The sequence below is a fragment of the Pedococcus sp. P2_A3 genome (genome assembly GCF_056405035.1).
On record NZ_JBFUCW010000045.1, the window covers coordinates 1 to 6759 of the forward strand.

Sequence of the window (6759 nt, forward strand, 5' to 3'; positions counted from 1 at the left end):
GGGGGGGGGGACCTCGGTGCGGGCGGACACGAACCACAGGTCGCCGTCGTGGTCGTGCAGGACCCCGTCGTCGAGCTCCTCGCACCCGCCGAGGTCCTCGTACACACCCACGCCGGCCCCGGCTGGACTGGCCTGGCCCGCCTGGTCCGCCTGGTCCGCCTGGTCCTGSTCGTGCTCGTGGTYGTGGTTGTGGTTGTGGTCGGGCGCCGRGCCGASGCAACTCTTCGAGACGCCCAACGGGTCCGTGCGGCCGGGATCGTGGTCGATGGGGGCGACGAGCTCGATCGTGGTGCTGATCGTGGCGTTGGCCGCGATCAGGTCGGCCARSGCGTCGACCCGCGCGGCCCCGAYCCGCTGGCCGGGGTTCGCGCGCGCGTACTCCGCCGCCAACCCGTCGACSGCGGACCAGACCCGCATCGCGACCGGGGTCGGCAGGTCGGCCACCAGCCGGGTCATCCCGGTGCACTCCCCGGGGCGGACCCGCACGTCACTGCGGGACCTGGCCAGCGCAGCCAGGTGGGCGGCGTCGTCGGGGGCGCACCGGTCGGCCGCGCGCCGGGCCCGGCGCCGCAACGCCGCACACGACACCTCACCGATCCCGCCCTCGAGGACCCGCGCCTCGAACTCGTGCAACCGTGCCGGCGGAGCGGACCCCGACTCCGCCACCACCGCGTCCACCCGGTACGGCTCCAGGTCACCGGACCAGGCCAGCTCCTGCACCTGCGGCAGCGCGCACACCACCCGCCGGGCCTGGTCCAGACGCGTCGACATGGTCCGCGGCGACACATGCAACAGCGCCGCCAACGACCCCGCCGCGACCGCGTGCCCCGACAACACCTGCCGGCGACGCCCACCCGCAGCCAGAAGGTCGGCGGCGTCGCACTCGGCCCGCTCGTCACAGCGCCGGGCCACCGTCTCCATCGCCGACCGCTGCCGCGCCGTCGCCGCGCTCACCACCCGCTGCGCCGCCAGCACCAGCGCCTCCGCCGCCTCCACCGGCAGGCCGGCGATCTCCTCATCAGTCAACGTGAACAACGCACCGGACAGGACGGCCGGATCGGCCCCCTGCACGGACTCCACGCTGTCGAACATGTGTTCGATCCTACAACCCGCCACCGACAACCCAACCCCACGGACCGACCCGCCCGCCCCACCACGCGGCCAACAACGCACAAGGACAACACGCAACGAGAACCGTTGGGAAGACAGGGAATTGCGAGCGATCCAGGCGACCCGCGAGCGTCATGATCGACTGGCCGAACGGGCGCTTCGAATCTGTTCGATCTCCGGCCGAACCGACGACCGGCACCTATCCTTGCCGCGTGGCCAGCGTCCAGGTGTGCGAGTCGACCTTCCGCGTCGTTCCGCTCCCCGCCGTCTGCGTCAAGACCGGCACCCCGACGGCCGACGCGCTGACCATCAGAGGCAGCGCAGCACCCGGCTGGTCGTGGGCGATGCTCGTGTTCGGGTTCCTGCCCTGGCTCGTCGCCAACCTCGCCACCTCGAAGCCCTATGCCATCGAGGTGCCGATGCGCGCTGTCGTGTGGCGGCGTCACCGCCGCGTGCGTCGCGCAGCCCTATACCTCATCGGCACCGGCGTGGCCCTCACCGTCGCGGCCATGTTCCTCGGGAGCAGCAACCCCGCTCTCCTGCTCTTCCCCACCCTGATCGGCCTGGCGTTCTACGCCGGCAACGAGTGGTTCAACACCATCGGTGTCCACCTCTCGCAGGACGGCGGCCTGCTACTCACTCGCGTCCACCCGGGGTTCGTGCGCGCCCTGCTCGGGTCACGGCCCGAGAGCCCGACCGGAGACCACGTCCGAGGGGGCTGACGGCTCCTCAGCCCTTGAGCACCGACATGGCGGCGTTGTGACCGGGGATGCCGCTGACGCCTCCCCCGCGGCGCGCGCCGGCCCCGGCGATGCGCACCGTCGGGTACCCCGTCTCCACGCCCCAGGTCCCGACCTCGGAGTCGCTCTCGGCCCACGGCCACTGCAGCGACCGGTGGAAGATGTTGCCGCCCGGGAGCCCCAGGTCGGCCTCGAGCTCGACCGGGGTCCGCACCTCCAGGCAGTAGGCGCCCTCGGGATCACGGAGCAGCACGTCCTGGATGGGTTCGGCGAGCACCGAGTTGAGCGACTCCAGCGTGCGGGCGAGCGCGAGGTCCTTCGCCGCGTCGTGCTCCTCGGTCGTGCCGCGGAACAGCCGGGCCGGAAGGTGCAGCCCGAACAAGGTGAGCGTCTGCGCCTCCGTGGCCGCCAGCTCGGGCCCGAGGATCGACCGGTCGGAGAGGCTGTGGCAGTAGATCTCGCACGGCGGCAGCTGGGGCACGCGCCCGGCGTCCGCCGCGGCATACGCCTCGTCGAGCTGGGCCCACCCCTCGTTGATGTGGAACGTACCGGCGAAGGCGGCCGCTGGGTCGACCGACTCGTCGCGCAGCCGGGGCAGTCGCGAGAGCAGCATGTTCACCTTGAGCTGGGCGCCTTCGGGCGCGTCCTCGGTGGGCACGGGGTCGGCTCCCGCCGCGGCGAGCAGGGAGTTGAGGACCGCGGGCGCGCAGGCAGCGTGGATCGTGCCTGCGCGGGCCGAGCCTCCCTCGAAGACCACCTCGCCGTCGGGGTCCACCGCCAGCACCCGGGTCGAGGTCCGGATCTCGGCACCTGCCGCGGCAGCAGCACGGGCCAGCCCGTCCGTCACCGAGCCCATGCCTCCGACGGGGACGTCCCAGTCGCCCGTGCCGCCGCCGATGAGGTGGTAGAGGAAGCAGACGTTCTGGCGCAGGTCGGCGCCACCCATCCGGGCGAAGGTGCCGATGAGGGCGTCGGTGGCGACGATGCCGCGCACCGTGTCGTCAGCGAACTGGTCCTCGAGCACCTCGGCGAGCGGGCGGCGCACCAGCGCGCCCCACAGCTCGTCGTCGCCGACCAACCCCGCGACCTCCGCCTCGGTGCGCAGGGGCTCGAGCACGGTCGGGAAGACCCGCTCGGCCAGGTGTTGCACGCGCCCGTAGAACTGCTGCCACGCGGCATACTCGCCAGGGCTCCCGGTGAGCCGCGCGAAGCCGGCCGCCGTCGCGTCCGGGTCACCGTGGTCGACGAGCAGCCCGCGGGCCGGCTGCGACGGCACGGGCGTGAACGACGAGAACCGTCGCCGGATCAGCCGGACGTCGAGGTCGAGGTCGGTGATCACCTGCCGCGGCAACAGCGACACGAGGTAGGAGTACCGCGAGAGCCGCGCGTCCACCCCCGGGAACGCCTGGGCCGACACGGCGGCGCCGCCGACGTGGTCGGCCGCCTCGAGCACCAGCACCCGCCGACCAGCTCTTGCAAGGTATGCCGCGGCCGTGAGCCCGTTGTGCCCCGCACCGATGACGACGTCGTCGTAGTCCACCGGCCGAGCCTACGGGCGCCGCGGCGACCTCTTGACCCCACCCTCCCCGGGCCGCTGGAGGTGGGACGAACGGGGCATGACATTTGTCATCCATGGAGCGCACGCACCTGACCCGCCCCACACAGCGCACGCTTCAGCGAGTAGTTCAGGTCACGAGTAGGTAACAAACTGGTTGTGGGGTGATCACATTCCGGACAGGCGGGACTTCACTGTGAAGGTCCCGGTCAGCCCGCGTTCTTGAGGAGCGTCGGACCAGGCGCCAGGAGGAGTTCCCACCGATAGAAGGCAGGGTCCACGTGACACACACGGTCCACTCAGGAAGGCGCAAGGCATACAGCCTGGTCGCCGTAGGCAGCTTGGTGCTCGCAGGCTTCGTCGCCAGCACCGGCTCCGCCGCAGCCGTTCCACCCACGGACAAGGCTGGCGGAAAGATCAAGCACGGCAGCGACAACCTGCGCACGCCGTTGGCGATCAAGCAGGACGCCCTGCGACAGGCCGCCCTGCAGCGCAAGCTCAAGGGCGACAAGGCGATGCAGGGCTCGGTCGCCAAGCTGGGCAAGGGTCAGTACGTGAACCTCGCGAACGAGGGCACGGACAAGATCTTCGTCGTCATCGCCGAGTTCGGCGACCAGCAGTACCCGAACCCGATCTTCCAGGGACCGCCACCGGACGGCAGCACCTCGGACGTGACCGGCCCTCTGCACAACGAGATCCCGGCGCCGGACCGCAGCGTCGACAACTCCACGCTGTGGCAGCAGAACTACGACCGCGCCCACTACGAGGACATGTACTTCAACCGCATGAAGAAGTACTACGAGACGCAGTCCTCGGGCCGCTACTCCGTCGAGGGCACCGTCACCGAGTGGGTCAAGGTGCCGTTCAACGAGGCCCTCTACGGCCGCGACTACTGCGGCGACATCGTCTGCAACACCAGCAAGGCGCTGGTGCGCGACGCCCTCGCCGTCTGGGTCAAGTCGCAGCTGGACAGCGGCCAGTCGATGGCCCAGATCCAGGCCTACCTGAAGACCTTCGACCAGCAGGACCGCTACGACATCGACGGCGACGGCGTGTTCAACGAGCCCGACGGCGTCATCGACCACTTCCAGATCGTCCACGCCGGTGGCGACCAGGCGGCCGGCGACCCGAACCAGGGCTCCGACGCCATCTGGAGCCACCGCTCCGGTGCCAACATCCAGGCGGGTGGCCCGCTCGGGGTCGGCGTCAACGTCGGCTCCAACGGCGGCATCGTGTCCAGCGCGCTGGTCCCCAACAACCCGACGGGCGTGTGGGTCTACGACTACACGATCCAGCCCGAGAACGGTGGCCTCGGCGTGTTCGCGCACGAGTTCGGCCACGACCTCGGTCTGCCGGACCTGTACGACACCTCGGGCAACACCGGTGGGGCGGAGAACAACACCGCCTTCTGGAGCCTGATGTCCTCCGGCGCCAACATCGGCGACGGCAGCGCTGACGGCATCGGCGACGCCCCGACCGACCTCGGCAACTGGGAGAAGTTCCAGCTCGGCTGGCTCAGCGCCCAAGGTGAGAAGGGCCCGTTCTACGAGGTGGCCCGTGCCGGGGAGAAGTCGACGCACAAGCTCGGCCCGAACACGCCCTCGACCAAGTCGCCGCAAGCAGTCTTCGTGCTGCTGCCCGACAAGAAGCGTGTCGACGACGTGGGTGTCCCTGCATCCGGCACCCAGTTCTTCTACAGCGGACAGGGCAACGAGTTCACGCACACCATGACCAAGACGACCGGCATCACCGCCGGGTCGCTCACGGCCAAGGTGCGCTACAGCACCGAGCCCGACTTCGACTACGCCTTCCTCGAGGCCTCGACCAACGGTGGCACCTCGTGGACACCGGTGCTGACCAACCGGTCCAGCACCACCGACCCGAACAGCAACAACCCGTCGCACACCGGTATCACCGGGACGTCGACCGGGTTCGCGACGGGTGCCTACGTGGACCTGACGGCGACCCTGCCGGCGGGCACCAATGCGCTGCGGTGGCGCTACACCACCGACCCGGCTGTCATCGGCTACGGGATCGCCGTGGACGACGTCGCCATCAACGGCACGGTCGTGGGCAACGCTGAGACCGACGAGGGCTGGGTGCTCGACGGCTTCATCCGCACCACCGGGAAGGCCGAGAGCTTCCACTTCAACGCCTACGTGCTGGAGAACCGCCAGTACGACGGCTACGACGCATCGCTCAAGACGGCCTACAACTTCGGGTTCCTCAACACCCGTCCCGACTGGGTGGAGACCTACCCGTACCAGAACGGGCTGCTGATCAACTACTGGGACGAGTCGTTCGGCGACAACAACGTCGGCGAGCACCCGGGCGGCGGTCTGATCCTGCCGGTGGATGCCCACCCGCAGTTCAGCCACTGGTCGGACGGCACGTTGATGCGCAACCGGATCCTGGCGTACGACTCGACCTTCGGGCTCGAGCGCACCGATGCGATCACGTTGCACAACAACAGCGTTGCCGGCTCGATCGCCTCGAAACCGGCCGTGGCGACCTTCGACGACACCAAGACCTGGTGGTACAACTCCGACGAGCACGCCGCCACCGGCGCGCACGCGGGTCGCTACCAGCCCGGCTGGTACGGCGTGGACGTCCCGAAGACGGGCACGACCGTCACGGTCAACGGCGTCTCCCTCGGTGGTCACCTGAACGTCACGGTGGCCCCCAAGTAGGTCGGCTGGACACCCAGCACGCAGGGGCCCCGTCAGCCAGGAGGCTGACGGGGCCCCTGCCCCTGCAGGTGCACGACACGTGCACGTGCACGTCCTAGCGCGGAGCCTGGCCGTCGGACCCGCTGTCATCGGACCCGCTGTCATCGGACCGGTGGTCATCGGACCGGCTGTCATCGACGGGTCCGCGTTCGCGAGCGCCGTCGACCCCCGCGGAGAACGGGCCGTCCGTCTGCGACGCATCGGCCGAGGTGGCTGCGTCGGTGCCCGCGTCGGCCGGTGGTAGGTCTCTGTCGTCGCCCGCGTCGGCGAGCTCGGGGAGGTCGGGGTCGATCTGCTCGTAGCGCCGGTGCAGCTCCGAGGGGTCGGGCTGCAGGCCGATCTCCTCCAGCTCCGCCGCGACGGCCGCCACCACGGCATCGGCACCGTCCCCGGCTGCCTTGGCCTCGCCGCGCAGCTGGGCGGCCACGACCTCGTGCCGTTGCTCGTCGGTCAGCTCGTCCTCCGAGCTGCTCTGCGCGACCTCGAAGCTGTCTGTCATCAGTCCTCCTCGGTGTGGTCCAACTAGATGGCGTCCACTCTGTGACGGCCAATCGCTGGCGTCGCTGCAGGTCAGCGACCTGCATCGAGTCTGTCCCGGCGATGCGGATCGCACCACCGGAGCGGG

At 70.2% G+C, this 6759-nt stretch carries 5 protein-coding genes; 2 read left to right on the forward strand and 3 right to left on the reverse strand.

The features are described from left to right. Positions 1-1092, reverse strand: a 1092-nt coding sequence (locus AC1DX8_RS21015; protein WP_477631903.1) for a hypothetical protein, incomplete at its 3' end; no start/stop codon positions are given. A 230-nt stretch (positions 1093-1322) separates the two neighbouring features. Here AC1DX8_RS21015 and AC1DX8_RS21020 point away from each other — a divergent pair. Then, a complete protein-coding gene (locus tag AC1DX8_RS21020; protein ID WP_477631904.1) occupies positions 1323-1832 on the forward strand; it encodes a hypothetical protein in 510 nt (169 codons plus the stop codon). Between the two features lie 7 nt (positions 1833-1839). Here AC1DX8_RS21020 and AC1DX8_RS21025 read toward each other — a convergent pair whose 3' ends face one another. Further along, the gene (locus AC1DX8_RS21025; RefSeq protein WP_477631905.1) at positions 1840-3390 is read right to left on the reverse strand and encodes a phytoene desaturase family protein; all 1551 of its coding nucleotides are present in this window, start codon (positions 3388-3390) and stop codon (positions 1840-1842) included. A gap of 296 nt (positions 3391-3686) precedes the next feature. Between AC1DX8_RS21025 and AC1DX8_RS21030 the strand changes: the two genes are divergently transcribed. Then, positions 3687-6095: an immune inhibitor A domain-containing protein gene (locus AC1DX8_RS21030; protein ID WP_477631906.1), complete on the forward strand. Its 2409-nt coding sequence runs from the start codon at positions 3687-3689 to the stop codon at positions 6093-6095. 94 nt (positions 6096-6189) lie between these two features. Here AC1DX8_RS21030 and AC1DX8_RS21035 read toward each other — a convergent pair whose 3' ends face one another. Continuing rightward, positions 6190-6633, reverse strand: a complete 444-nt coding sequence (locus AC1DX8_RS21035) for a hypothetical protein (protein WP_477631907.1) — start codon at positions 6631-6633, stop codon at positions 6190-6192. Between the last annotated feature and the right edge of the window lie 126 nt (positions 6634-6759).

Coding starts and splice junctions, on each gene's coding strand:
- AC1DX8_RS21035 (WP_477631907.1), bottom strand. CDS start 6,633: ATGACAGACAGCTTCGAGGTCGCGCAGAGCAGCTCGGAGGACGAGCTG.